This window comes from Mycobacterium sp. ELW1 (genome assembly GCF_008329905.1).
Lineage (GTDB): Bacteria > Actinomycetota > Actinomycetes > Mycobacteriales > Mycobacteriaceae > Mycobacterium.
Genome location: NZ_CP032155.1, coordinates 1,854,782 through 1,879,099, shown reverse-complemented (window position 1 = coordinate 1,879,099; position 24,318 = coordinate 1,854,782). Strand labels below are relative to the sequence as shown.

The 24,318-nt window shown below is 67.8% G+C and carries 21 protein-coding genes and 1 pseudogene; 9 read left to right on the top strand and 13 right to left on the bottom strand.

All coding sequences use genetic code 11. From position 1 onward, the window contains the following. Positions 1 to 30: 30 nt before the first annotated feature. The 6 genes and pseudogenes from D3H54_RS08640 to clpS form a co-directional block, all read right to left on the bottom strand. A complete protein-coding gene (locus tag D3H54_RS08640) occupies positions 31 to 804 on the bottom strand; it encodes a cyclic nucleotide-degrading phosphodiesterase (protein ID WP_149383423.1) in 774 nt (257 codons plus the stop codon). A 57-nt stretch (positions 805 to 861) separates the two neighbouring features. Further along, a complete protein-coding gene (murI, locus tag D3H54_RS08635) occupies positions 862 to 1,683 on the bottom strand; it encodes a glutamate racemase (RefSeq protein ID WP_149378688.1) in 822 nt (273 codons plus the stop codon). Continuing rightward, a complete protein-coding gene (locus D3H54_RS08630; RefSeq protein WP_149378687.1) occupies positions 1,680 to 2,348 on the bottom strand; it encodes a rhomboid family intramembrane serine protease in 669 nt (222 codons plus the stop codon). The genes murI and D3H54_RS08630 overlap by 4 nt, the downstream gene beginning before the upstream one ends. 101 nt (positions 2,349 to 2,449) lie before the next feature. Further along, positions 2,450 to 3,484: a P1 family peptidase gene (locus D3H54_RS08625; RefSeq protein ID WP_149378686.1), complete on the bottom strand. Its 1,035-nt coding sequence runs from the start codon at positions 3,482 to 3,484 to the stop codon at positions 2,450 to 2,452. Positions 3,485 to 3,503: 19 nt separating this feature from the next. Then, a pseudogene (aosR, locus tag D3H54_RS08620) lies at positions 3,504 to 4,092 on the bottom strand (oxidative stress transcriptional regulator AosR). Between the two features lie 4 nt (positions 4,093 to 4,096). Continuing rightward, positions 4,097 to 4,402 (bottom strand): ATP-dependent Clp protease adapter ClpS, encoded by a 306-nt coding sequence (gene clpS / locus D3H54_RS08615; protein ID WP_083121990.1) that lies wholly within the window; start codon positions 4,400 to 4,402, stop codon positions 4,097 to 4,099. 66 nt (positions 4,403 to 4,468) lie between these two features. Here clpS and D3H54_RS08610 point away from each other — a divergent pair, with 66 nt between their 5' ends. The 4 genes from D3H54_RS08610 (at position 4,469) to D3H54_RS08595 (ending at position 9,833) form a co-directional block, all read left to right on the top strand. Beyond that, a complete protein-coding gene (locus tag D3H54_RS08610; RefSeq protein ID WP_149378685.1) occupies positions 4,469 to 5,764 on the top strand; it encodes a nicotinate phosphoribosyltransferase in 1,296 nt (431 codons plus the stop codon). After that, positions 5,761 to 7,746 carry an ATP-dependent DNA helicase gene (locus D3H54_RS08605; protein WP_149378684.1) on the top strand — a complete coding sequence of 662 codons (1,986 nt, stop codon included), beginning with the start codon at positions 5,761 to 5,763 and terminating at the stop codon, positions 7,744 to 7,746. The genes D3H54_RS08610 and D3H54_RS08605 overlap by 4 nt, the downstream gene beginning before the upstream one ends. Positions 7,747 to 7,817: 71 nt before the next feature. Then, positions 7,818 to 9,260 (top strand): neutral zinc metallopeptidase, encoded by a 1,443-nt coding sequence (locus D3H54_RS08600; RefSeq protein WP_149378683.1) that lies wholly within the window; start codon positions 7,818 to 7,820, stop codon positions 9,258 to 9,260. A gap of 72 nt (positions 9,261 to 9,332) precedes the next feature. Then, a complete protein-coding gene (locus D3H54_RS08595; RefSeq protein WP_149378682.1) occupies positions 9,333 to 9,833 on the top strand; it encodes a DUF3887 domain-containing protein in 501 nt (166 codons plus the stop codon). A gap of 1 nt (position 9,834) precedes the next feature. On the opposite strand, the gene D3H54_RS08590 is transcribed toward D3H54_RS08595, so the two are convergent. Together D3H54_RS08590 and glgP are read right to left on the bottom strand one after the other, a co-directional pair. After that, positions 9,835 to 10,560 (bottom strand): MspA family porin, encoded by a 726-nt coding sequence (locus D3H54_RS08590; protein WP_286199178.1) that lies wholly within the window; start codon positions 10,558 to 10,560, stop codon positions 9,835 to 9,837. 118 nt (positions 10,561 to 10,678) lie between these two features. Next, the gene (gene glgP, locus D3H54_RS08585; RefSeq protein ID WP_149378681.1) at positions 10,679 to 13,279 is read right to left on the bottom strand and encodes an alpha-glucan family phosphorylase; all 2,601 of its coding nucleotides are present in this window, start codon (positions 13,277 to 13,279) and stop codon (positions 10,679 to 10,681) included. Between the two features lie 231 nt (positions 13,280 to 13,510). Between glgP and D3H54_RS08580 the strand changes: the two genes are divergently transcribed. Further along, positions 13,511 to 15,598: an alpha-1,4-glucan--maltose-1-phosphate maltosyltransferase gene (locus D3H54_RS08580; protein WP_149378680.1), complete on the top strand. Its 2,088-nt coding sequence runs from the start codon at positions 13,511 to 13,513 to the stop codon at positions 15,596 to 15,598. A gap of 25 nt (positions 15,599 to 15,623) precedes the next feature. After that, the gene (gene glgB, locus D3H54_RS08575; RefSeq protein ID WP_149378679.1) at positions 15,624 to 17,831 is read left to right on the top strand and encodes a 1,4-alpha-glucan branching protein GlgB; all 2,208 of its coding nucleotides are present in this window, start codon (positions 15,624 to 15,626) and stop codon (positions 17,829 to 17,831) included. On the opposite strand, the gene D3H54_RS08570 is transcribed toward glgB, so the two are convergent. Genes D3H54_RS08570 through D3H54_RS08560 form a run of 3 tightly spaced genes read right to left on the bottom strand, consistent with a single transcriptional unit; the run spans position 17,828 to position 20,353 of the window. Beyond that, complete coding sequence (locus D3H54_RS08570) at positions 17,828 to 18,724, bottom strand: tetratricopeptide repeat protein (protein ID WP_149378678.1); 897 nt, start codon at positions 18,722 to 18,724, stop codon at positions 17,828 to 17,830. The genes glgB and D3H54_RS08570 overlap by 4 nt on opposite strands. 13 nt (positions 18,725 to 18,737) lie before the next feature. Then, positions 18,738 to 19,112, bottom strand: a complete 375-nt coding sequence (locus D3H54_RS08565; protein WP_149378677.1) for a DUF3817 domain-containing protein — start codon at positions 19,110 to 19,112, stop codon at positions 18,738 to 18,740. Between the two features lie 59 nt (positions 19,113 to 19,171). Next, positions 19,172 to 20,353, bottom strand: coding sequence for an acetyl-CoA C-acetyltransferase (locus D3H54_RS08560; protein WP_149378676.1), 1,182 nt, complete (start codon positions 20,351 to 20,353; stop codon positions 19,172 to 19,174). A gap of 68 nt (positions 20,354 to 20,421) precedes the next feature. Here D3H54_RS08560 and mce point away from each other — a divergent pair, with 68 nt between their 5' ends. After that, positions 20,422 to 20,916 carry a methylmalonyl-CoA epimerase gene (gene mce, locus D3H54_RS08555; protein WP_286199177.1) on the top strand — a complete coding sequence of 165 codons (495 nt, stop codon included), beginning with the start codon at positions 20,422 to 20,424 and terminating at the stop codon, positions 20,914 to 20,916. Between the two features lie 14 nt (positions 20,917 to 20,930). Here mce and D3H54_RS31725 read toward each other — a convergent pair whose 3' ends face one another. Together D3H54_RS31725 and nucS are read right to left on the bottom strand one after the other, a co-directional pair. Continuing rightward, a complete protein-coding gene (locus D3H54_RS31725) occupies positions 20,931 to 21,227 on the bottom strand; it encodes an Rv1322 family protein (RefSeq protein WP_149378675.1) in 297 nt (98 codons plus the stop codon). Then, a complete protein-coding gene (nucS, locus tag D3H54_RS08545) occupies positions 21,227 to 21,901 on the bottom strand; it encodes an endonuclease NucS (protein ID WP_149378674.1) in 675 nt (224 codons plus the stop codon). The genes D3H54_RS31725 and nucS overlap by 1 nt, the downstream gene beginning before the upstream one ends. A 49-nt stretch (positions 21,902 to 21,950) precedes the next feature. Between nucS and D3H54_RS08540 the strand changes: the two genes are divergently transcribed. Both D3H54_RS08540 and trhA read left to right on the top strand, forming a co-directional pair. Further along, positions 21,951 to 23,555, top strand: coding sequence for an adenylate/guanylate cyclase domain-containing protein (locus D3H54_RS08540; protein WP_149378673.1), 1,605 nt, complete (start codon positions 21,951 to 21,953; stop codon positions 23,553 to 23,555). Then, on the top strand, positions 23,552 to 24,277 hold the full coding sequence (trhA, locus tag D3H54_RS08535; RefSeq protein WP_168214816.1) for a PAQR family membrane homeostasis protein TrhA: 726 nt from the start codon (positions 23,552 to 23,554) through the stop codon (positions 24,275 to 24,277). The genes D3H54_RS08540 and trhA overlap by 4 nt, the downstream gene beginning before the upstream one ends. Positions 24,278 to 24,318: the final 41 nt, after the last annotated feature.

The window sequence follows — 24,318 nt, the reverse complement described above, 5'->3', positions numbered from 1 at the left end:
GGGGTTCGTCAATCACACCCGAGTCGGGCGTCAGTGCCGACGGACCTCGATGGCCTCCCCGCACACCACGGCGTGCACCGGTCCGTCGAACTCCGCCTTGGCCTCGGAGATCACGTCCTCACGCGACGTCCACGGCGGGATGTGGGTGAGCAGCAGTTCCCCGACGCCGGCCCGCTTGGCCATCCGGCCCGCCTCGGTACCCGACAGATGGAGGTGCGGCGGCCGATCCGGTGCGTGCGTCCACGATGCCTCACACAGGAAAACGTCTGCACCCCTTGCCAATTCGACGAGCGATTCGCACACGCCGGTGTCGCCGCTGTAGACGAGGGTGGCGCCGGACGGATCGGTGAAGCGCATACCGAACGACTCGGTCGGATGAGTGACCAGCCGCGGCAGGACGGTCAGGGCGCCGAATTGCACGGGCTCATTGTCCTGCCAATGGCGGATGTCGAAGATGTCGGAGAAGTCGTCGAGTTCGCCCCCGAGCGGCGACGACGCCGCCGCCAGCCGCGTCCAGGTGTCGCTGGGGCCGTACATGATGCCGCGGCCCCGGGCCGGGCTCGGGTGGTAGCGCCGCCACACGAACAGGCCGGGCAGATCCAGGCAGTGGTCGGCATGCAGGTGCGACAGCAGAACGTGCACCTCGTTGGGATCGGCGTAGCGCTGCAGCGCGCCGAGCACCCCACCACCGAAATCGAGGACGAGCGGCGGTGTGTCCGGTGCCGTCAGCAGATAGCCGGACGCCGGCGAATCAGGCCCGACAACACTGCCGGAGCAACCGAGGACGGTGATTCGCACAGCCACCAGCTTGCCATGCCCGGTTGCCACAAGAGGAAAACATGACGGGTTTGTCAGAGAGAATCACGTTGTCGCCGAGACGTGACGGTGAACGGGATGGACGCCGGTGATCGCCGGCCCCAGAAAGCGCGCCGCCAGAGCCGTGAACGCCTCGGGGTCACCCGTCGCCTCGAAAAGCCGGGTCGCCGCCGGCGCCTCGTGCGGGCGCAGCAGATCGCGCTCGGTCAGAACTTTCAGCAAGTCTTTGGCCGTCTCCTCGGCACTGGAGACCAGCGTGACCGAATCCCCCATCGCCAGCTGGATCAGCCCGGACAGCAACGGGTAGTGCGTGCAGCCCAGCACCAAGGTGTCGACCTGCGCGCGCTGGAGCGGCTCCAGATAACCCTCGGCCAGGTTGAGAACCTGGCGGCCGCTGGTGACGCCGCGCTCGACGAAGTCGACGAACCGCGGGCACGCCACCGCCGCGACATCGACGTCGCGCGCCGCCGCGAACGCGTCCTGGTAGGCCCCCGACGCGATCGTCGCCTGGGTGCCGATGACCCCGATACGTCCCGTGCGAGTGGTGGCCACCGCGCGCCGCACCGCGGGCAGAATCACCTCGACGACGGGCACGTCGTAGCGTTCCCGCGCATCGCGGAGGCAGGCCGACGACGCGGTGTTGCAGGCGATGACGAGGGCTTTGACGCCGCGCTCGACGAGGTCGTCGCCGATCGCCAGTGCGTGCGCCCGAACCTCCGGAATGGTCAGCGGGCCGTAGGGACCGTTGCCGGTGTCGCCGACATAGATGATGTCCTCGTCGGGCAGCTGATCGATGATCGAGCGGGCGACGGTCAGCCCGCCCACGCCCGAATCGAAGATGCCGACCGGCGCGAAGCGGTCGCTCATGACGTCAGGCCGGGAAATTGGCCGGCCTTCTTGCGTTCCCGCGCTTTGCGTTCCGGACCGGAGAGCCAGTATGCGGCCAGCACCCCGGCGATCGCCCCGCACAGGTGGCCCTGCCAGGAGACCCCGCCGCAGGTGGTCAATTCGGGCAGCGCCCCCCACAGCACGCCGCCGTAGACGAACAGCACCACGATCCCGGTGACGATCCACCAGACGTGCCGGGTGAAGAAGCCGAAGACCAGCAGGAAGGTCAGCCAGCCGAAGATCAGCCCGGAGGCGCCGATGTGGTTGGTCTCCAGCCCGCAGCCGACGTTTCCGATCAGCCAGGTGCCGAATCCGCCGACGATCCAGATGATCGCGGTGGCCCAGACGAATCGGGCCATGCCGGTCAGTGTCACCAGGAAGCCGAGCACCAGGGCGGGCACCGTGTTGGCGGCCAGGTGCTGCCAGTTGGCGTGCAGCAGTGGCGAGAAGACGATGCCCCACAGGCCGTCGGATTCCAGTGGCCGGATGCCGTTGCGGTCCAGCGAATGCCCCGAGAGCTGATCGACGATCTCGATCACGTAGAGCAGCGCGACGAACGACAGGATGGTGGCGCCGCCGACCTTCCACGCCGCGGGCTTCCTGGGCTGCGGCGGAGTCGCCGGGTAACCCAACGGCTGGTTCATCTGTGCCTAATACCTCTTCTACGCCCAGAGCTGGCTTGCCAGCACCTCCTCGGCATCGTCCAGGTTACCGGTGGAGCACTGCGGCGGGGGTCGAGCTCGGGTCAGGCACCGACGCCGAATGCTCCCGGCACCACGTCGCGGTAGGTCGGCACGCCGGCCGCCGACTGTGCTGCCAGCACCGCGACCAGCACGGCCCGTGCCAGACAATCGGCCCCGGCCGCGCCGATCGCCGCGAGCGCCTTGGTCTCCGGCACCATCGACGCCGGCGTATCGGGATCGGGCTGCAGCTCGACCGCGCCGGTGGCCAGCGCGAAGACGGTGTCACCGTCCAGAGGGGTGTGCGCCGGGCGGATGGTGTGCGCCAGGCCGTCCTGGGCGGCGACCGCGAAGCGGCGGCAGCCGGCCGGCGACAGCGCCGCGTCGGTGGCGACGACGGCGATGGTGGTGTTGAGCGGGCTGGACTCCTTGTCGAGCGCGGTGAGCGCGGCGATCTGCTCGGCGGGCGGCGCGGCCAGCCCGAACTCCGCGACGAGGTGGCTCATCCACGGCAGCCCGGTGGCCGGGTCGACGACATTGCCCGCACTGTTGACGACGACGATCGCCCCGACGGTCACCCCGGATTCGAGGGTGATCGACGCAGTGCCGACGCCACCCTTGAGCACCGCGGCACGGGCACCGACACCGGCACCCACAGTGCCCACCGAAACCTCCGCACCGGCCGAGCTCGCCGCCGCATAGCCGAACTCGGCGGTGGGCCTGCACGCCCAGCCGCCGACCGGGAGATCGAAGATCACCGCGGCCGGAACGATCGGGACGACGCCGCCGTCCATCGCGACTCCGCGCCCTTGCTCCTCCAGCCAGGTCATCACGCCATCGGCGGCGGCCAGTCCGTACGCACTGCCGCCGGTCAGCACGACGGCATCGACATGGCGGACGCTGTTGGCCGGGTCGAGCAGGTCGGTCTCGCGGCTGCCGGGCGCGCCGCCGCGAACGTCGACAGCGCCGACCGTGCCGGGTGGCGCAACGATCACGGTGGTGCCGCAGGCCCAGCCGGAGCCGAGGCTCGCATCGTCGTCCAGGCGGTGGTGGTGACCGACCAGAATGCCCTCGACGTCGGTGATCGACCCGGTGTTCATCGGATGGGCTTACCCTTCGTCATCTGATGGGCTTGCCCATCAGGCCGAGCACCAGATACTCCTGCAGCACGGTCAGCCACTGATAGACGTCGAGGTGACCCGCCAGCGGATGGTCGGTCGGCAGACGGTCGGGGCCCTCCGGACCGATCTCGAGCATCGCGCCCAGCGCCAGCCGGACGTCGTTGACCGCGGAGACCCAGGCGTTGGCGTCGTCTTCGGTGATCTCGAACCGGCCCCACCCCATCCGGGAGGGTGTCCAAAAGCCGTTGCGCCGCAGATCTTTTGGCATCAATGATGTCCGGCTCATGCAGGCTGCGCAGCGCACCGTTGAGACTTTCGGCGGCTGCGGACCCGGCCGGATGATCACGCTGGGGCTTGAAGAAGTCGGGCAGCAGGCGCCGCATCGTCGTGTCGTCAGGCGCCTGCGGGTTGCCGGCCCGGATTCCGGTGATCTGTTCCAACGGATCCGACGGGGTCGCGGCCTCCCGCTCGTCGAGCATGCCCTGCACCGAGGCGACCATGTTCTTCAGCAGCGCCGCCTCGTGCGGGGCCAGCGCCGAGCGGAACCGAGGACCCTCAGCGGTGTCGACCCGCTTCCATTTGCGCACGCGGTCAGCGGTCCTGCTGCATGGTCGCCCACAACCCGGCGGCATGCAGTTTGGACACGTCGACCTCCATGGATTCGCGGCTCCCGGCGGAGACCACCGCCTTGCCTTCGTTGTGAACCTGCAGCATGAGCTTGGTGGCGTGCGGTTCGCTGTAGCCGAACAGCTTCTGGAACACGTAGGTCACATAGTTCATCAGATTCACCGGGTCATCCCACACGATCGTCACCCAGGGGGTATCGACGGCAGCGACGGATTCAGTGCGTTGCGCTCCGCTGGCGTCCGGCCGAGTCGGAGCTGCTTGCGAACCCATGCGACCAAGGATAGCGAGCCGCCTTTTCCGCTATCCAGCCCGCCGGGCGGCCGATACGGTTGCGCTGTGACCGCCGCCCTGCTGACGGACAAGTACGAGTTGACGATGCTCGCCGCCGCGCTGCGCGACGGCACCGCCGAGCGCCGGACCACCTTCGAGGTGTTTGCCCGCCGCCTGCCGGACGGCCGCCGGTACGGCGTGGTGGCGGGCACTGGGCGGTTTCTGGAAGCGTTGGGCGAGTTCATCTTCGACGACGACGCCCTGGCTCCCCTGCGATCCTTCCTCGACGACGCGACGTTGGACTATCTGCGGGACTTCCGGTTCACCGGCGATGTCGACGGTTACGCCGAGGGCGAGCTGTACTTCCCCGGCTCGCCGGTCCTGTCGGTCACCGGCACCTTCGCCGAGTGCGTGTTGCTGGAGACGCTGGCGCTGTCGATCTTCAACCACGACACCGCAATCGCCTCGGCGGCCGCGCGGATGGTCAGCGCGGCGGCCGGTCGCCCACTGATCGAGATGGGTTCGCGCCGCACCCACGAGCAGGCGGCGGTGGCGGCGGCCCGCGCCGCCTACATCGCCGGCTTTGCCGGCACCTCCAACCTCGAGGCGAACCGCCGCTACGGCATCCCGGCGATGGGCACCAGCGCGCACGCGTTCACGATGCTGCATACAACTTCCGACGGTCCGGACGAGAAGGCCGCGTTCCGTGCGCAGGTCGACGCACTGGGTGTCGGGACGACGCTGCTGGTCGACACCTACGACGTGACGGCGGGGGTGGCCAACGCGATCGAGGTCGCCGGAACCGGCCTCGGCGCGGTGCGCATCGACTCCGGTGACCTCGGGGTGCTGGCCCGCCGGGTGCGCGGCCAGCTCGACGAGCTGGGTGCCACCGGTACCGAGATCGTGGTGTCGGGAGACCTCGACGAATTCTCGATCGCCGCGCTGCGGGCCGACCCGGTCAACACCTACGGTGTCGGGACCTCGGTGGCCACCGGCTCGGGCGCCCCGACGGCCAGCATGGTCTACAAACTCGTCGAGGTCGACGGCATCCCCGTGCAAAAACGCAGCAGCCACAAGGAGTCTCACGGCGGACGCAAGGCGGCCCTGCGGTTGTCCCGGCCGACCGGCACGATCACCGAGGAGGTCATCCACCCGGTGGCCGCCGCGCCCGAGGTGACCGAGCCGTCGCGGGTGCTGACCGTGCCGCTGGCGCGCGCCGGGCAGCCGCTGGCCCCGGCCGATCTGGCCGCCGCACGCGAGCTGGTGGTGCGCGGGCTGCGCAGCCTGCCCTGGGAGGGATTGGCGCTCTCGCAAGGCGAGCCGGCGATCCCGACCCGACAGGTGCCGGTGCGATCACGGTGAGCTCAGACGACGTGCCGCCGGCCACCGAGTTGCTGGCATTGGCGGTGTCCGCGCTGGGCGGCGCCGAGCGCCCCGGCCAGGTGCGGATGGCCGAGGCGGTGGCGAAGGCCTTCGCCGAGGGCGAGCATCTGGCGGTGCAGGCCGGTACCGGAACCGGCAAGTCGCTGGCATATCTGATCCCGTCGATCGCGCGCGCGGTGTCGGAGGGCTCGCCGGTCGTGGTCTCCACGGCGACCATTGCGCTGCAACGCCAGCTCGTCGACCGCGATCTACCCAGGCTGGTCGACGCGCTGGCACCCGCACTGCCTCGGCGGCCCAAGTTCGCGTTGCTGAAGGGTCGGCGAAATTATCTGTGCCTGAACAAGATTCACAACGGAAGCGCAGACGAGTCCGGCGCCGCCTCGCAGGAGGAACTGTTCGAGCCCGTCGCCGCGAGCGCGCTGGGCCGTGACGTCGCCCGGCTGACGGCATGGGCGTCGTCCACCGAGACCGGCGATCGCGACGAGCTGACACCGGGTGTGCCCGACCGGTCCTGGTCGCAGGTCAGCGTCTCGGCCCGGGAATGCCTCGGCATGGCGCGCTGCCCGTACGGCACCGACTGCTTCTCCGAACGGGCGCGCGGTGAAGCCGGCCGCGCCGAGATCATCGTCACCAACCACGCGCTGCTGGCGATCGACGCGATCGCCGACGCCGCGGTGCTGCCCGAACACGAGTATCTGGTGGTCGACGAGGCCCATGAACTGGTGGACCGGGTGACCTCGGTGGCCACCGGTGAGCTGACTCCCGCCCCGCTGGGGGTTGCCGTCCGGCGGATTGCCCGCCTGGTCAGCCCGGCACTGGTCCAGCGGATGGAGGCGGCGGTGGCGACGTTCTCCTCGGCGATTCACGATGCGCAACCGGGCCGGCTCGACCACCTCGATGACGAGCTGGCCACCTACCTGACCGCGCTGCGGGATGCGGCCACCGCCGCCCGGGGCGACATCGATCCGGCGCCGAAAGACCCCAAGGCCGCCGCGGCCCGCAACGAGGCGATCGCGTCGCTGACCGAGATCGGCGATGCCGCATCGCGAGTGTTGGACTCGTTCGTCCCGGCCATCCCGAACCGCACGGAGGTGGTGTGGCTGGACCACGAAGACAACCGCGGCAACCTGCGGCCGGTGTTGCGCGTCGCCCCGCTCTCAGTGGCCGGTTTGCTGCGCACCCGCCTGTTCGACAGTGCGACAACGATTTTGACGTCAGCGACGCTGACCGTCGGCGGTTCGTTCGACGCGATGGCGGGCGCCTGGGGTCTCGGCGACGGACCGAAGTGGACCGGACTGGACGTCGGCTCCCCCTTCGAGCACGCCAAGTCCGGGATCCTCTACGTCGCCGCACACCTGCCGCCGCCGGGCCGGGATTCCGCAGGCTCCCCCGAACAGGTCGACGAGATCGCCGGGCTCATCGAGGCGGCCGGCGGACGCACCCTGGGGCTGTTCTCGTCGATGCGCGCCGCCAAGGCGGCGACCGAGGCGCTGCGGGCCCGGATCGACACCCCGATCCTCTGCCAGGGCGACGACAACACCGCGGCCCTGGTCGAGAAGTTCGCCGCCGACCCCGAGACATCACTGTTCGGCACGTTGTCGCTGTGGCAGGGCGTCGACGTACCGGGGCCGTCGCTGTCACTGGTGCTCATCGACCGCATCCCGTTCCCCCGCCCCGACGATCCGCTGCTGACCGCGCGGCAGCGAGCGGTCGCCGCGCGGGGCGGCAACGGGTTCATGACGGTCGCCGCCGCCCACGCCGCCCTTCTCCTGGCTCAAGGAGCGGGCCGGTTGCTGCGTCGCGCCGACGACCGGGGTGTCGTCGCGGTCCTGGACTCCCGGATGGCCACCGCCCGGTACGGCGGCTACCTGCGCGCGTCGCTGCCGCCGTTCTGGCCGACCACCGACCCCGAGCGCGTCAAACAAGCACTTCAGCGGCTACGCGACGGGGGCTCGCCGTGAGTTGGCATCGGTAGCGGCAGGCGGACGGCACAATGGTGAGCAAATTTCGATCCTCCGGAGAGGGTGGCCCCATGCGCCGACGACACCTCGCACGTCTGCTCGCCGTCGCGAGCGCCGCTGTGGTGCTCGCCGGCTGCGGCACCACCATCTCCGGCAAGGCCGTGTCGGTCTTCGACGATCCGTTCAAAGTCGGTGGCCTGCAGGCAGTGGACGGTGCCAGCGGCTTGCGTTCGGATGCGGAGAAGCCGACGCGAAAGGTCTTGCACAGCGACGGCGGCAAGGACGACGAGATCGGCGCCCAGTCGATCAGCGATCTGGAGTCGTTCTGGAAGGACAACTACAAGGGCTCGTTCGACGGGGAGTTTCGACCCGTCAAGGACCTGATCTCCTGGGACTCCAACGATTACGACGGTGAATTCTGCGGTGACACCACCGCAGACCTGATCAACGCCGGATTCTGCGAGGACGACAACACCATCGGCTGGGATCGCGGTGTACTGCTGCCCGCGCTGCGACAAGCCAACGGCGACATGGCAATCACGATGGTGTTGGCTCACGAATACGGGCACGCCATTCAGAAGATGGCCAAGCTCAACAAGAAGGGCACCCCCACACTGGTCGCCGAGCAGCAGGCCGACTGCCTCGCCGGCGTCTACATCCGGTGGGTGGCCGAAGGCAACTCGAAACGGTTCACGCTGAGCACCGGCGACGGGCTGAACAACCTTCTGGCCGCGATGATCTCGTTCCGCGACCCGCTGCTGAGCCAGGACGATTACACCGACGGCGGCGACGAGCACGGGTCGGCGTTCGAGCGGATCTCGGCGTTCCAGACCGGGTTCACCGACGGCCCGTCCTCGTGCGCGGCCATCGACGCCCAGGAGATCGGCCAGCGCCGCGGAGACTTGCCGATCGAACTGCAGCGCGACCAGACCGGTGAGTGGCCGGTCACCGAGGAGTCGGTCCGCTCGATCATCGAAGCGATGAACATCCTGTTCACGCCGAAGAACCCGCCCACCCTGAGCCTGGACGCCGCGTCGGCGTCGAAATGCCCTGACGCCCGGCCCAGCCCGCCGGTGTCCTACTGCCCGTCCAGCAACACGATCGCCATCGACCTGCCGGGATTGGAGAAGATGGGCGCATCCAACGAAGGCCAGGACAACGTCCTGGTCACCGGTGACAACACCGCCTACTCCGTGCTGGTGTCGCGCTACATGCTGGCGCTGCAGCACGAGCGCGGCGGCCTGGTGCTCGACAACGCCGAAGCCGGTCTGCGAACCGCATGCCTGACGGGCGTCGCCACCACCAAGCTGTCCAAGGAGGTCACCACCCCCGACGGCAACACCGTGGCGCTGACGGCCGGCGACATCGACGAGGCGGTGTCAGGTCTGCTGACCAACGGACTGGTCGCCGGCGACGTCAACGGTGAATCCGTGCCCGCCGGCTTCAACCGCATCGACGCCTTCCGCATCGGGGTGCTCGGCGATCAGGACCGGTGCATCAAACGCTTTCCGTAGGACTTCCTCGGCGAGTGTGCATGGAGATCGGGATGTGGACGCCGTTCGCGATCTGAGCGCACACTCGATGATGTGGATGCCCTGGAATCGGTGCGCGCGGCGTACGACGCTCAACAACGGGCCGAGGCGGTAACAGCTGAGGCCGTGCACCAAGCGCACGAGGCAGGCAAAACGTGGCAGGAAATCGGCGAGGTGCTCGGTGTGTCCCATCAGACCGCAGTGCAGCGCTACGGAAACCCGAGTCCGCTCGCCGACGCCGACGAGTTGGCCAGGACCGTGATCGACGATCTTGCGCACGGCCGGTGGTCCGATGTCAGTGCCCGCTTCGACACCACAATGCGCGAGCAACTCACCGACGAGGCGCTCGCCTTCGGCTGGGCTGAGATCGCCACAAGGGCTGGCGGCTATCAGAACCACGGAGACATCACAGCCGTGCGGATCGGCGAGGTCACGACCACCAACACCCGGCTGTCCTTCGAGGCGGGAGATTTCGTCGCTCGCATCACCTTCCGCGACGACGAGACGATTGCCGGGCTGTTCATCCTGAATCCCGACGCGGCCGCCGCGATGTGAGCTAGATCTTCTTGGTCACCCCGTACCAGGAGATGATCGCGTCACCTTCGTCGGTGGACTTGCTCAGCGTCGCGTACGAGCGGATGAACGACTCCCCCACGCAGCCATCGATTTTCACGTGGAAGTTACTGATGGACACCCACGGCCGGTCGCCCTTGTACTGCTTCTTGGTCACCGGAACGATGTTGATGATGCCGGGCTTGAGACCGACGGTGATGGCACCGCCGATGTTGCCGCCGACACCCGGCAGCAGACCCTCGGCCGCGTTGTTGGGGAAGTCCAGCCCGATGATGCCGAGCGACGAGTTCACCCCGATCGTGCCGCCCAGGGCGACGCCGTTGGAGGTGCTCATGTCGATGCCGCAGCCGATCTGATAGCCCACCTCGAAGACGCCCCTCGGGTTCTCGCCGGGTCCGTCGAGCGCGCCGTTGAAGACACCGCTGACGGAGTACTCCCGCGAGGAGATGGCGGTGGTCAGCGGTGCGATCGGCATCTGCACCTCGTCCTTCGCCGAGATCGTCAGCGTCCAGCCGTCCGGCGATTTCGTGACCGCCGGCGGCGTCGAGGCCACCCTGCCGTCATCGACCGGCGGGGCGGCCGGGTCGGCGACGGCGGCGACGGGTTGACTCAGGTCGGGGCCGCCGGGATCAGGATCGGCCGATGCCGGCACCGGCACGGCCAACAAGGTGCCCACCAGCGCCATCAGCGCCGCGCGACGAACAAACACTGCCCCGAACACCTTCCCGGCTGCCGATGGTCCGCCCCGATGCGGGACCCCTCGACGTCCTGTTGGGAACCTACAGGTGGCTTCCCTGCCCTGCTAACCGCTTCGGCAACTCCCGGCGTTACGCCAGCGTGACGAGGCCGAGCTCGTTGTCACCGGCCAGCAGCGGGTGGTGCGGCAGCACGCGCACGGTGTAGCCAACCGAACCGGCCACCGGCAGCGGGGTCGTCGTCGAGAAGATGTCGGTACCGCCGTCACCGGAACCCGCGTGCACCATGTCCACGGTGACGGGGTCCTGCAGCGCGTCGGCGGCGTCGACCCGGCCGAGCACCGCCTGAACGTCGACTTCGTCCGGTTTGAGCCCGGCCAGCGCGACGGTGGCGGTCAGCGTCAGCTCCGACCCCAGCAGCGGGGTGTCGGGCAGCCCGGTGCTGTCGACATCGGTGACCTCGATGTGCGGCCAGGCCTCCCGGACACGCTGCCGGTACGCCGACAGGTCCCGTGCCGCCCCGAACGGCAGGCCGTCGACCGACGCACTGGTGCGACGGAACGACTGGGCGGCGGGCGCGTAGTACTTCTCGGTGTAGTCGCGCACCATTCGGGACGCCAGCACCTTGGGCCCGAGGCCCTGCAAGGTGTGCCGGACCATCTCCACCCAGCGGGTCGGCACACCCTTGTCGTCCCGGTCGTAGAACGTCTGCGTCACCGACTGCTCGAGCAGGTTGTAGAGCGCGGCCGCCTCGATGTCGTCGCGGCGGCTCTCGTCGGCCAGACCGTCGGCTGTCGGTATCTCCCAACCGTTCTCGCCGTCATACCACTCGTCCCACCAGCCGTCGCGGATGGACAGGTTGAGTCCGCCGTTCAGCGCGCTCTTCATGCCCGACGTGCCGCAGGCTTCCAGCGGACGCAGCGGGTTGTTGAGCCACACATCGCAGCCCCAGTACAACTGGCGGGCCATCGACATGTCGTAGTCGGGCAGGAAGGCGATGCGGTGGCGCACTTCCGGCCGGTCGGCGAACTTCACGATCTGCTGGATCAGCGCCTTGCCCGCATCGTCGGCGGGGTGCGACTTGCCTGCCACGATCAACTGCAGCGGCTTGTCCTTGTCGAGCAGCAGCGCCTCGAGGCGCTGCGGATCACGCAGCATCAGCGTCAGCCGCTTGTAGGTCGGTACCCGGCGCGCGAAGCCGATCGTCAACACCTCAGGATCGAAAGCCGTTGCGATCCAGCCGAGTTCGGCCTCGGACGCGCCGCGCTCCAGCCACGACCGGCGCAACCGCTGGCGCACGTCCTCGACCAGCAGCGCGCGCAGCTGAGAGCGGATCCACCAGATGTGACCGGTGTCGACCTGTTGCAGCCGCGCCCAGACGTTGGGCTCGCGCAGCGCCTCGGTGGAACCGGCGAGTTCCCGGCCGAGCTCCAACCATTGCGGGGCCGCCCAGGTGGGGCCGTGCACACCGTTGGTGATCGAGCCGATCGGCACCTCGGCCGGGTCGAAGCCGGGCCACAGCTCGTCGAACATCGTGCGGCTGACGCGTCCGTGCAGCAGGGACACCCCGTTCGCGCGTTGCGCCAGCCGTAGGCCCATGTGCGCCATGTTGAACTTCGACGGGTCATCCTCGGCGCCGAACGCCAGCACCCGCGCGACCGGAACCTCCGGCAGCAGGCCATCTTTCCCGTCGTCGCCGAAGTAGCTCTGCACCATGTCCACCGGGAAGCGGTCGATTCCCGCCGGCACCGGAGTGTGGGTGGTGAACACCGTGCTGGCCCGCACGAGCGTCAGCGCGGTGTCGAAATCGAGCTTCTGCTCGGAGATGTATTCGCGGATTCGCTCGACCCCGAGGAAGCCCGCGTGGCCTTCGTTCATGTGATAGACGTCCGGGGCAGGCCGGCCCTCGATGGCGGTGAACGCACGGATGGCCCGTATCCCGCCGATACCGGCGAGCAACTCCTGCTTGATGCGGTGATCCTGGTCGCCGCCGTAGAGGCGGTCGGTGACGTTACGCAGCTCGTGCTCGTTCTCGGGGATGTCAGAATCCAAGAGCAGCAGCGGGATCCGGCCGACCTGGGCCACCCACACCCTGGCCCGCAGCACCTTGGCGTCCGGCATCGCCAACTCGACGAGCACCGGCGCGCCGGCGGCGTCGGTGAGCAGCCGAAGCGGCAGCCCCTGCGGATCCAGCGAGGGATAGTTCTCGTGCTGCCAGCCGTCGGCGGTGAGCGACTGCCGGAAATATCCGGACCGGTAGTACAAGCCGACGGCGATCAGCGGCAGACCCAGATCCGATGCCGACTTCAGATGGTCGCCGGCCAGAATGCCCAGGCCGCCCGAATAGTTCGGCAACACTTCGGCGACGCCGAACTCCATCGAGAAGTACGCGATGCCCGTCGGCATGACCGAGGAACCGTGCTCCTGGTCCCTCTCCTGCTCTTGAAACCACATCGGCCGGCTCAGGTAGTCGTCCAGATCCGCGGCCAGCTGATCGAGCGCGTTGAGGAACTGCTCGTCCTCGGCCAACTCGTCGAGCCGCGCCGGGGCGACCGCGCCGAGCAGCGCCACCGGATCCTGACCGGTCTGCAGCCACAGCCGCGGATCGATCGAAGCGAAGAGATCTTGTGTCGGCTTGTCCCACGACCAACGCAGGTTGGTGGACAACCGGCCGAGGGCTGCGAGCCGCTCGGGCAAATGGGCACGGACCGTGAATCTGCGGAGGGCCTTCACGCGTTCCCACCTTACTGAGAACCCTGGTGCAGTTGGCGCGAGCATGCGCTTCTTCCCCAGGCGGTCATTCTTCGCACTACGGTGTGAAGAGGGCGCGATGCGGTTACCCCGAGGGTCAAGAAGACTCACGACCGGTGCAGCGACCACGGTTGCTGCGCCACGACAACGAGAGACCGACTCAAGCCGGCGCGGAGCGGACCACGTCGCACAGGTCAGGAATGGAGTGTTTGGGTGCCCGGTCGTATCGAGATCGATGACGTCGCGCCCGTCGTGTCCTGCGGTACCTATCCGGCCAAGGCGGTCGTCGGCGAAGTCGTGCCGGTCGCCGGGACGGTGTGGCGCGAGGGCCATGACGCGGTGGCGGCGACGTTGGTGGTGCGCTATCTCGGAACTGCCCACCCTCAGCTCGGGCAGAATCCGGCCCGGCGCGTCAAAGCGCTCGAGGGTGCCGACCTGACCGAGGCCTCCCCCGCGGTCAGCCGGGTCAAGCCCCGGCTGTACCCGATGGAGATGGGCCGCACCCCCGACCTCTTCCACGGCCAGTTCGTGCCCGACCGAGTAGGCCTGTGGACGTTCCGGATCGACGGCTGGGGTGATCCGCTCACCACGTGGCGGCACAACGTCACCGTCAAACTCAACGCCGGACAGGGCGAATCAGAGCTGAACAACGACCTGATCGTCGGCGGCAATCTGCTGGCCCGCGCCGCGACCGGCGTGCCACGCGACCGCCGCGCGCCGCTGCTGCAAGCCGCGGCCGCACTGCGCGAGTCCGGGGACCCGCTGACCCGCGCGGCGCTGGCTCTCTCGCACGAGGTCACCGAACTGCTGGCCCAGTATCCGCTGCGCGAGCTCGTCACCCGGGGCAGCACCTACGGCATCTGGGTCGATCGGCCGTTGGCGCGGTGCAGCGCCTGGTACGAGCTGTTCCCGCGGTCCACCGGTGGCCGCGACGAGTCCGGTCGTCCCGTGCATGGCACGTTCGCGACCGCGGCCGCAGCGCTCCCGCGGGTCGCGTCGATGGGGTTCAACGTCGTCTACCTGCCGCCCATCCACCCGATCGGCAAGGTGCACCGTAAGGGCCGCAACAACACCGTGACGGCCGAACCGGGCGATGTGGGGTCACCCTGGGCGATCGGTAGCGACGAGGGCGGGCACGACGCCGTCCACCCCGATCTCGGGACGATCGACGACTTCGACCGGTTCGTCGATGCGGCGCGCGACAACGGGCTGGAGGTCGCACTGGACCTGGCGCTGCAGTGCGCGCCGGATCACCCGTGGGCCAAGAATCACCGGCAATGGTTCACCGAGCTGCCGGACGGCACCATCGCCTATGCGGAGAACCCACCGAAGAAGTACCAGGACATCTACCCGCTGAACTTCGACAACGATCCCGGCGGCCTCTACGACGAGGTGCTGCGGGTGGTGCGGCACTGGATGGACCACGGCATCAAGATCTTTCGGGTCGACAACCCGCACACCAAGCCGCCGAACTTCTGGGCGTGGCTGATCAGCCAGGTCAAGGCCATCGATCCCGACGTGCTGTTCCTGGCCGAGGCGTTCACCCGCCCCGCGCGACTGAACGGTCTCGCGAAACTTGGCTTCACACAATCGTATTCATACTTCACCTGGCGTACCGCGAAGTGGGAGATCGAGGAGTTCGGCCGCCAGATCGCGGAGCACGCCGACTACACCCGGCCGAACCTGTTCGTCAACACGCCCGACATCCTGCACGAGAGCCTGCAACACGGCGGGCCGGGCATGTTCGCGATCCGCGCCGTGCTCGCCTCGACGATGGGCAGCTCGTGGGGCGTGTACTCGGGCTTCGAGCTCTTCGAGCATCTACCGGTGCGGGAGGGCAGCGAGGAGTACCTGGACTCCGAGAAATACGAGCTGCGGCCGCGTGACTTCGAAGGCGCGCTGGCGCAGGGCCAGTCCCTGGAGCCATTCCTGCGGCGGCTCAACGAGATTCGCCACCTTCATCCCGCGCTCTGCGAGATGCGCACCATCAGGTTCCACCACATCGACAACGACGCCCTCCTGGCCTACAGCAAGTTCGACCCGGTATCCGGTGACACCGTGCTGGTGGTGGTGACGTTGAACCCATTCGGCCCCGAGGAGGGCACCCTGTGGCTAGACATGGCCGCTTTGGGTATGCAGCCCTATGACCGTTTCTGGGTGCGCGACGAGATCACCGGGGAGGAATACCAATGGGGGCAGTCGAACTATGTGCGCCTGGAACCGGCCCGGGCCGTCGCGCACATCCTGAACATGCCGTTGATCCCGCAGGAGGAGAGAGCAGTTCTGCTGCGCCGGGAATGACGGGAACGACGAAGGAGCCTTCGCTATGACCAAAACCAAGAAGCTCTCCAGCCCGCACCTGGCGCCGGATCCCGGCGAGGTGGCCCGGCTGGTGTCCGGAACCCACCACAGCCCACACAGCATCCTGGGCGCCCACGAGTATGACGATCACACGGTGATCCGGGTGCTCAAACCGCACGCGGAGTCGGTGGTCGCTCTCGTCGGCGGCGAGCGATACCCGATGGAGCACATCGAGTCCGGGGTGTTCGCGGTGCCACTGCCGTTCACCAACCTGGTCGACTACCGGCTCGAGGTCTCCTATCCGGGCGGGCACACCATCACCGTCGCCGACGGCTACCGCTTCCTGCCCACGCTGGGTGAGATGGACCTCTATCTCTTCGGCGAGGGACGCCACGAGCAACTGTGGGAGATCCTGGGCGCGCACCCGCGGTCCTTCGAGACCGCCGACGGCGTGGTGGAGGGCGTGTCGTTCGCAGTCTGGGCCCCGAATGCCAAGGGCATCAACCTGATCGGCGAATTCAATCATTGGGACGGCAACGACGCCCCGATGCGGGTGCTGGGTTCATCCGGCGTATGGGAGCTGTTCTGGCCCGGCTTCCCGGCTGACGGGCTCTACAAGTTCCGCGTCCACGGGGTCGACGGATCGGTCACCGACCGCGCCGACCCGTTCGCGTTCGCAACCGAGGTCCCGCCGCACACCGCGTCCCGGGTGTTCACCTCGGACTACACCTGGAACGACTCCGACTGGCTGACACAGCGGGCCGAGCAGAACCCGGTGTTCGAACCGATGAGCACCATCGAAGTCCATCTCGGCTCCTGGCGGCCCGGCCTGAGCTATCGCGAGCTCGCCGAACAGCTCACCGAATACGTTGTGGCCCAAGGATTCACCCACATCGAGTTTCTCCCGGTCGCCGAGCACCCGTTCGGCGGATCGTGGGGCTACCAGGTGACGTCCTACTACGCGCCGACATCCCGTTTCGGCACCCCCGACGAATTCCGCTTCCTGGTGGACACCTTGCACCAGGCCGGCATCGGAGTGATCGTCGACTGGGTGCCGGCGCACTTCCCCAAGGACGCATGGGCGCTGGGCCGCTTCGACGGCACCCCGCTCTATGAGCACTCCGACCCGCGCCGCGGCGAGCAGCTCGACTGGGGCACCTACGTCTTCGATTTCGGCCGCGCCGAGGTGCGCAACTTCCTGGTCGCCAACGCGCTGTACTGGTTGCAGGAGTTCCACATCGACGGTCTGCGGGTGGATGCCGTCGCGTCGATGCTCTACCTGGACTACTCGCGCCCCGACGGCGGCTGGACACCCAACATCTACGGCGGCCGCGAGAATCTCGAGGCGGTGCAGTTTTTGCAAGAGATGAACGCCACCGTCCACAAGAGCCACCCGGGCATCGTCACGATCGCCGAGGAGTCCACCTCATGGCCGGGGGTCACCCGGGCCACCAACCTTGGCGGGCTTGGCTTTTCGATGAAGTGGAACATGGGGTGGATGCACGACACCCTCGACTACATCAGCCGCGACCCGATCTATCGCACCTATCACCACGGCGAGCTGACGTTCTCGTTGCTCTACGCGTTCAGTGAGAACTTCGTCCTGCCGATCAGCCACGACGAGGTGGTGCACGGCAAGGGCACCCTGTGGGGCCGGATGCCCGGCAACGACCACGTCAAGGCGGCCGGGCTGCGCAGCCTGCTGGCCTACCAGTGGGCCCACCCCGGCAAGCAGCTGCTGTTCATGGGCCAGGAGTTCGGTCAGCGCGCGGAATGGTCGGAGGAACGCGGCGTCGACTGGTACCAGCTCGACGAGAACAGCTACTCCACCGGGATTCAGCGTTTCGTCGCCGACCTCAACGAGCTCTACCGCAACCGCCCCTCGTTGTGGAGCCAGGACACCAAGCCGGAGGGCTACTCCTGGATCGACGCCAACGACTCGGCAAACAATGTGCTGAGCTTTCTGCGATACGGCAGCGACGGCTCGGTGCTGGCGTGCGTGTTCAACTTCTCCGGAGCGGAGCACAGCCGCTACCGGCTTGGCCTGCCGCACACCGGAACCTGGCGCGAGGTGCTCAACAGCGACGCGACGGTCTACAACGGTGCCGGGGCGGGCAACTTCGGCGCCGTCGAGGCAACCGACGAGCCCTGGCACGGTCGGCCGGCGTCGGCGACGCTGGTGCTGCCGCCGAACTCGGCGATCTGGCTGGAACCCGCGACGGCCGCGGACTAGTACAGCGCGTTGGCCAGATTGCGCCGGCCGGTGATGACATCGGGGTCGGCGGGATCGAACAGCTCGAACAGTTCGATCAGCCGGGTGCGCACCCTGGTGCGCTCGTCGTCGGATGTCTTGCGCACCAGCGCGATCAGTCGGTCGAAGGCCGGGACGACGTCCTGATTGAGGATCTGCACGTCCGCGGCGGCGAAGGCCGCGTCGATGTCGTCGGGCGCGGCGTCGGCCACCGCCACGGCGTCGGGGCGCTGCTCGGTGGCGCGCTGCAGGAAGGTCATCTGCCGCAGCGCACCCTTGGCTTCGGCGTGCTGCGGATCGACGTCGAGTATCGCCTGATACGCCGCGGCCGCGGCCGCGAAATCGCCGGACTCGAGCAATTCCCGGGCCTGCTCCAGCGCCGGGTCGGCGGCTGCCTCTTCCTCGGAATCGCCTGAGCCGGAGAGCTTTCCGGCTGTCGCCTGCAGCAGTGAGTCGACCCATCGCCGCAACTGCTCGGGGGGCTGCATGCCCTGGAAGCTGGCCAACGGTTGCCCGGCGGCCAAGGCCACCACAGTCGGCACCGCCTCGATGCCGAACATCTGAGCAACCCGCGGGACCACATCGACGTTGACCGTTGCCAACGACCACTTCCCGTTGTCGTCGGCAGCCAACGCGGCGAGCACCTCACCCAACTGCACCGAGGCGTCGCTGCGCGGCGACCACAACACCACGACGACCGGCAGCTGACCGGAGCGGACCAGCACTTTGGATTCGAAATTGGCCTCGGTGACCTCGACACCGCCACTGGGGGCGGTCGCACCGTCCGCGGGCTGCTGAGCCCGCTGCTTGAGGCCGGACAGGTCGACGGCGCCGGCGGCCAGGGCCGGGCCGATCTGGGGGCGTGGACGCGTCACGTTTCCAAGTCTGTCACGTCGTCGACGGTGCCGAATCGAGTGGCTGACCAGAAGCCGCAGGAGCCGCCGCCGGACCCAATTTCGCCGTTCGATCAGCCCATATGAGGAAAATCACACTGCCGAGCGGCACGATGCTGCCCAGCAACGCCAGCAACCACGTGACTACACCCCACTTATAGGCGATGCCCACCATGAGAGCAGTGATCACAAACGCGATGAACACCACCCCGTGGGCCATGCCGAAAACCTTCACGCCGATCTCGGTACGCGGGCTGCCCAGGTACTTGAAGTACATCCCGACCAGCAGTCCGACCCAGCTCACGGCTTCGGCCAGCGCCACCAACCGGAACCGCCCGGCCGTGCTTCGGATGTCAAAAGTGCTCGTCATGAAGCCATTGTGCCGCAGCGGCGCGCCAGCTACTACGCCGCGTCGTTGACCGGAGCTGGTTACCCCGCCCGCAGGATCAGCGCATCGCCCTGGCCACCCGCCCCGCAGAGCGCGGCCACGGCGTAACCCGATCCACGCCGGGAGAGCTCCAGCGCCGCGTGCAGCGTGATCCGCGCACCCGACATGCCGATGGGATGGCCGACCGCGATCGCACCGCCGTTGCGGTTGACCCGCTCGGCGTCCACACCCAGTTCCTTCGTGGAGGCCAGCGCGACAGCGGAGAACGCCTCGTTGATCTCAATAACATCGAGGTCGTCGAGCCCAATGCCCTCGCGCGCGACGGCCTTCTTGATCGCATTGGCCGGCTGCGACTGCAACGTGGAATCCGGACCCGCGACCACACCGTGGGCACCGATCTCGCACAGCCAGCTCAGCCCGAGCTGCTGCGCCTTGGCCTTGCTCATCACCACGACCGCGCAACCCCCGTCGGAGATCTGAGAGGCCGATCCTGCCGTGATCGTGCCGTCCTTGCGGAACGCCGGCCGCAGGCCGGACAGCGATTCGGCCGTGGTGTTGGCCCGGATTCCCTCGTCCTCGCCGAACTCGATCGGGTCGCCCTTGCGCTGCGGGATCTTGACCGGCACGACCTCGTCGGCGAAAACGCCGTCCTTCCAGGCCGCGGCCGCCTTCTGATGCGAGCTGGCGGCGAACTCGTCCTGCTCCTGCCGGGTGAACTTGTCGGTGTCGTTGCGCTGCTCGGTGAGCGCGCCCATCGGCTGGTCGGTGAACACGTCGTGCAGGCCGTCATACGCCATGGAGTCGAGCACGGTTACGTCGCCGTACTTGTAGCCCTCGCGACTGTTGATCAGCAGGTGCGGGGCCTTGGTCATCGACTCCTGGCCGCCGGCCACCACGACGTCGAACTCACCGGCCCGGATCAGCTGATCGGCCAGGGCGATCGAATCGATCCCGGACAGGCACATCTTGTTGATGCTCAGGGCGGGCACGTCCCACCCGATACCGCCGGCGATGGCGGCCTGGCGGGCCGGCATCTGGCCGGCGCCGGCGGTCAGCACCTGGCCCATGATCACGTAGTCGACTAGCGACGCCGGGACTCCGGCCTTCTCCAGGGCGCCCTTGATCGCGATCCCGCCCAGATCGCTGCCGGAAAAGTCTTTGAGTGAACCCATCAGTTTTCCGATGGGGGTGCGTGCTCCAGCAACGATCACCGACGTCGTCATACCTACCTCCAAGAGCGTTTCGAGCCGCCCCGAGGCGGCTATCCACGGATCCCCCAGTGTTGAATCCGATGTGGTTAGGTTACCTTTGCGTTATGACCGCTGAGCAAGTTGACGCCCGTCCAGTTCTGGCCAGTGCGCTCGTCACGGCCGTAGACCATGTCGGCATCGCGGTGCCGGATCTCGATGCGGCCATCCAGTGGTACCACGAGCACCTCGGGATGATCCTGGTCCACGAGGAAATCAACACCGACCAGGGCATTCGCGAGGCCATGCTGTCGCTGAAGAACGCCGCCCCGGACTGCGCCCAGATCCAGTTGATGGCGCCCCTGGACGAGACCTCGACGATCGCCAAGTTCATCGACAAGCGCGGCCCCGGCATCCAGCAGATGGCCTACCGGGTCAGCGACCTGGACGCCATCTCCGAACAGCTCCGCAACCAGGGTGTTCGGTTGATCTACGACGCACCGCGCCGTGGAACCGCGAACTCGCGGATCAACTTCATCCACCCCAAGGACGCCGGCGGCGTTCTGGTGGAACTCGTCGAGCCCGCCGCGTCGCACTAGGTCGCGCCCGGTTTCTACGACCACTTGCGAGTCGGCCCGCGGTTGGCGCGGTTCGCCCAGCAGGCAGTGTGCCAGTGCCGTCGGTCCTCGATCGCGGCTTCGCCATCCTCTACTCGCCACACCGCCACATGCGCGACGCCCGAGCGGATTTCGTGATCGCACCCGGGGCATCGGTAGGTCTTGACCGCCCGCGCACCCGGTATGGATCGCACTTCGTAGTCGAATCCGTCGGCGCCCGACTCCACGCGCCGCTGCATCGGTAGCGGCGGAAACCCGGTGCCGCTGGGGCGAGGTGGCCTGCGCCGCGGCATCAGAAGAGCCGCAACTCGTCGCTGTCCATCCCCCGCATGACGTCGTAATCCAAAGTCAGACAACGAATCCCGCGATCGGTGGCCAGCGTTCGGGCCTGCGGCTTGATCTGCTGGGCGGCGAACACCCCGGTCACCGGCGCCAGCAGACTGTCCCGGTTGAGCAACTCGAGATAGCGCGTCAACTGCTCCACGCCGTCGATCTCACCGCGACGCTTGATCTCGACGGCGACCGTGCGGCCCTCATCGTCGCGACAGAGGATGTCCACCGGGCCGATCGCCGTCATGAACTCGCGGCGGACCAGGGTGTAGCCGTCACCCAGAAGCTCGATGTGCTCGGCCAGCAGCTTCTGCAGATGCGCTTCGACGCCGTCCTTCACCAGGCCGGGATCGATCCCGAGCTCGTGACTGGAGTCGTGCTCAACGCTCTCGATAGTGATCCGCAACTGCTCACCGGCCTTGTTCTCCACCACCCAGACCGGCAAAGAGTCGTCCTTGGCGTCTTCGGTCAGCCAGCACGGCGGGCTCATCCAGTTCAGCGGCTTGTAGGCACGGTCGTCGGCGTGGATGCTGACCGACCCGTCGGCCTTGATCAGCAGCAGCCGGCGCGCTGACGGCAGGTGAGCGGTGAGGCGGCCGACGTAGTCGACGGTGCATTGGGCGATCACGAGGCGCACCGCACAAGCTTAGGGTCTACCGGCCCCGGCGAATTAGGCTGACACCACCATGACTTCCCCTCCGAGCCTCGCGCAGCGGTTGGGCCGGGTTCTGGAACGGCTGACCAGGCAGAGCGGCCGATTGGTTGGCACACCGGCCTATGGCTCGCTGATCCTGGGTCGGGTCAGCGAGAGCCCGGCCCGCCGCCGGGTCCGGATCCAGACGTTGGTCACGGTGTCGCTGCTGACGGTGAACGTCATCGGCGTCCTGATCGCGGCCCTGCTGGTCAGCGTGGCCTATCCGGTGCCCAGCGTGTTCACCGACGTGCCGGCCTGGCTCACCTTCGGGGTGGCACCCGCGTATGCGGCCGCCGCGCTGGCATTCGGCAGCTGGTGGATCACCACCCGCACGGTCAAGGACCTTCGCTGGGCGGCCGAGGGACGGACGCCGACCCGCGTCGACCAGCGCAACGCATTCTCCACCCCATGGCGCGTCGCGCTGGCCCAGCTGTCGCTCTGGACGGTCGGCACCGTCATATTCACCATTCTGTACGGCTTGTACGACACCAACTTCATTCCCCGGATCTTGCTGGTGACCGGTTTCATCGGGGTGATGGTGGCGACCGGCGCCTACCTGGCCACCGAGTTCGCGCTGCGCCCCGTCGCGGCACTGGCGCTGGCGGCCGGGCCGCCGCCGCACCGGCTGGCGCCGGGAATCATGGGCCGCACGATGACAGTGTGGATGCTGGGCTCGGGCGTGCCCGTCATCGGCATCGGGCTGACGGCGTTCTTCTCGCTGGTCTTGGACAACCTGACCAAGACGCAGTTGGAGGTCGCGATCCTGGTCGTCTCGTTCGCCACGCTGGTGTTCGGGTTCCTTCTGATGTGGGTGCTGGCGTGGATCACCGCGACCCCGGTACGGATGGTGCGTTCCGCGCTCAAACGCGTCGAGGACGGCGACTTCAAGGCGAGCGTGGTTGTGTTCGACGGCACCGAACTCGGTGAGCTACAACGGGGATTCAACTCGATGGTCGCCGGCCTGCGGGAGCGCGAACGGGTGCGCGACCTGTTCGGCCGACACGTCGGCCGCGAGGTCGCCGCGGCCGCCGAGATGCAGAAGCCACAGCTCGGCGGTGAAGAGCGGCACGTGGCAGTGCTTTTCGTCGACATCGTCGGCTCCACGCAATTGGTCGGCACGCTGCCCCCGATCGAGGTGGTCGACCTGCTCAACCGGTTCTTCTCCGTGATCGTCGAAGAGGTCAACCGGCACAACGGTCTGCTCAACAAGTTCGAAGGCGACGCCACGCTGGCGGTGTTCGGAGCGCCCGTCACGCTCGACAGCCCGGAAGACGACGCGCTGGCCGCTGCTCGCACGATCATGCAGCGCCTCGAGCGGGAGGTACCCGAGTGCCCGGCCGGCCTGGGGGTGGCGGCCGGTCAGGTCGTAGCCGGTAACGTCGGCGCCAATGAGCGATTCGAATACACGGTGATCGGCGGGCCGGTCAATGAGGCCGCGCGCCTGTCCGAGCTTGCCAAGTCCACCGAAAGCCGCCTGCTGGCGACGGCAACGACCGTCGAGCGTGCCGGCGATTCCGAGCGCGCCCACTGGGTCCTGACCGACGCGGTGACGCTGCGCGGCCACGAAGAGCCCACCCGCCTGGCCGTGCCCGCGTGACCTTCGAGAAAGCCACGCCCCCACCTCTGCCTTCGGCCCCGGCCGGAATCGAGACCATCGCCGACGTTCTCGGCACGCCCAGGGTCCGCGGCTGGATTCACCTGTCCTCGGCCGTTGTCGCCATCATCGCGAGTGCGGCGCTGATGCGAGCGGCCTTCGCGGCGGCGTCCCCGAACGCGGGTTGGGTGACAGCGGTGTACACCACCACCGTCGTCGCCATGTTCGGCGTGAGCGCGACGTATCACCTCGTACGGTGGCGTTCACCGAAGACGTTGACGTGGATGAAGCGCGCCGACCACTCGATGATCTTCGTCTTCATCGTCGGCACCTACTTCCCCATCGCCGTCCTGGCGATGCCACCGCCGACCGCCACCCGGGTGCTGACCATCGTGTGTGTCGGTGCGGCGGCGGGCATTGCACTCAAGATGCTGTGGCCCTCAGCGCCGCGGTGGATCGGTGTGCCGCTGTATTTGATGCTCGGCTATGCCGCAATCGCTTTCGCCCGAACAATTCTCGACGGCGCCGGATTGACCGTCGTCGGCCTGCTCGTCGCCGGTGGCGTGCTGTACAACATCGGTGCTGTGCTTTACGGGCTGCGCTGGCCCAACCCGTGGCCCGCGTCCTTCGGCTATCACGAGTTCTTCCATGCCTTCACCGCCGCCGCCGCAACATGCCATTACGTCGCAATCTGGCTCATCGTGGCCGGCGTGGCGATGTCCTGATCTGTGGGGTAACCGTCTGGGATTTCCCGGAGTCTGATATC